Genomic DNA, 2,184 nt, shown 5'->3' on the forward strand with positions numbered 1-2,184 from the left:
ATAAGAGACAGGGGTGGGGACAGGCTTCACCGCGGGCGCGGGCTTCACCGTCCGGACCAGCGCCGGGCGCGGATCCACTCCCGGGAAGACGCGCCGCGTGCCGCCAGGCTCCCCCGGCGTCGGACGCTGGAGCGAGAGCGTGAGCTGCTTGCCGTCGCTCACCGCGTGCACTTCACCGTTCACGTCCGTGCGGAACGCGCGCGCGTCCACGCCGCGCAGCCGCGCGAGGAGCTCCTTCACCTTCGGGTTCTTCCCCAGGCTGTCATCCCCGCTGAACACCGCCGCCTGCGGCCGTACCTCCTCCAGGTACGCCTGCGAGTTCGCCCCCTCCACGCCGGGCGAGGCGACCTTCAGCAGCGTGGCCGGGGACAGCAGCCCGCGCTCCAGCAGCCGGGCCTCCGTCTCCCCGCGCGCGCCGCCCGCGAAGACGACCGACGTCTCGTCGTACGTCAGGCGCAGCACGATGGAGTTCGCCGCGTTGCGCCCCGCCGCGTCCGTGGCCTCCTTCAGGAGCGGCTCCGTGGGCGCGCGGGGCCAGAGCACCGTGAGGCTCACCCGGTCCTCCAGCGGCAACCGGACCAGCTCCTGGGGCTTGGACGCGGACGGCGCGGGCGAGAAGATCTGCACCCCACGCGAGCCCACCGCCGTCAGCAGCGCGTCGTAGGCCTTCGACGTGTCGGGCAGCTGCGGCTCCATCAGCCGCTTCGCGCCCACGCGCTTGAGCACCGCGTCCAGCGCGCCGTAATGTTTCGGATCCGGCTGCGTGAGGACCACCAGGTCCAGCTCACGGCGCAGCAGCTCCGGCAGCCGGTTCACCAGGTGGGACTCAGCGGACGCGGGCCCTGAGTCCACCAGCACCGTGTTGCCACGCGGCGTGACGATGAGCGCGGCATCCCCTCCGCCCACGTCGAAGAAGTAGACGTGGAGCTTTCCGTCCGGCGCGCCGCCGAAGTAGCGCGACTTCTCCGGGGCCGCCTGCGCGGGCGCGGACGGTTGCTGCTGACAGGCCAGGGAGGCGAGCAGCAGCCCCACTCCCAGCGCGATGCGGGCCTTCATGGATGACAATCCTCGGCGGGGCGGCGCTCACGCAGGGCGTCGGCGCGGCTTGTGTAGACGGTGCGCTCGTTCTTCGAGCGCTTCAAGGTCGAGCAGCTCTCGCGGTGGAACACCTTGCTGTTCTTCAGCGACACGTAGCGCTCGCCCGTGGCCGTGGACTCCGCCGGCGTGCGGGACCGGGACACGCCCGGCTCCGGCTCCTTCTCCACGGAGCGGCCGGCGCGGCCATGCGGCGTGGGTTCGATGGGGCCCAGCGCCACCGGGCCTCCCACGGGCTGCGTGCCGGTGATGCTGGTGGCCCCAGCACCACCCTTCGCCGAGCGCAGCGTCACGGACGTGCCGTCGCTCACCGCCATCACCTCTCCGTCCTGGTCGGTGCGGAAGGTCCGCGCGCGCACCTTGCCCAGACGGCCCAGGACCTCCGGACTCGGGTGGCCGTAGTCGTTGCCCGCGCCGCAGGAGATGACCGCCGCTTGCGGCTTCACGCGCTCCAGGAAGGCCGCGGTGGAGGAGTGCTTGCCGCCGTGGTGCGCCACCTTCAGCACCGTGGCGGTGAGGTCCACGGGCTTCTTCAGCAGCATCTCCTCCGTGGGCGGCTCCGAGTCCCCCGTGAAGAGGAATGCCGTCTTCCCGTAGGTGAGCTTGGTGACGATGGAGTTCGCGTTCGCGTCCGAGCGCGTGTCCGCGAGGAACGTCTCCTGGGGCACGCGCGGCCAGAGCACGGTGAGCGCCACGCCTTCCCCCAGCCCCACGGTGAGCAGCGTCTGGGGCGAGGACGCGTTGGGCTCCGGGCTCATCACCTGGCCCACCTCCGTGCCCACGAAGTTCAGCAGGTCGCGGTAAGCCTCGCTCGGGTGGTCGAAGCCGGGGTCCATGAAGCGCTTCGCGCCCACCGCCTTCACGGCCGCGCGCAGTCCACCCAGGTGGTCCAGGTGCGGGTGGGTGAGGATGACCAGGTCCAGCGGCCCCTTCACCAGCTCGCGCAGCCGCGCCCCCAGCCTGGAGCTGGCCTCCGGAGGCCCACCGTCGATGAGCACCGTCTTGCCCGTGGGCGACACGATGAGCGCCGCGTCCCCCTGGCCCACGTCGAGGAAGTAGACCGTCAGCCGGCCCGGGGCGGGGGAGGGC

2 protein-coding genes are annotated in these 2,184 nt (G+C 72.1%); both read right to left on the reverse strand.

The features are described from left to right. A partial coding sequence (locus D7W81_RS40945; RefSeq protein WP_120560717.1) for a ComEC/Rec2 family competence protein occupies positions 1-1,056 on the reverse strand: 1,056 nt, incomplete at its 3' end. Beyond that, a complete protein-coding gene (locus D7W81_RS40950; RefSeq protein ID WP_438503406.1) occupies positions 1,053-2,162 on the reverse strand; it encodes a ComEC/Rec2 family competence protein in 1,110 nt (369 codons plus the stop codon). The genes D7W81_RS40950 and D7W81_RS40945, both read right to left, overlap by 4 nt. Positions 2,163-2,184: the final 22 nt, after the last annotated feature.

It is taken from the genome of Corallococcus aberystwythensis (genome assembly GCF_003612165.1).
Taxonomy (GTDB): domain Bacteria; phylum Myxococcota; class Myxococcia; order Myxococcales; family Myxococcaceae; genus Corallococcus; species Corallococcus aberystwythensis.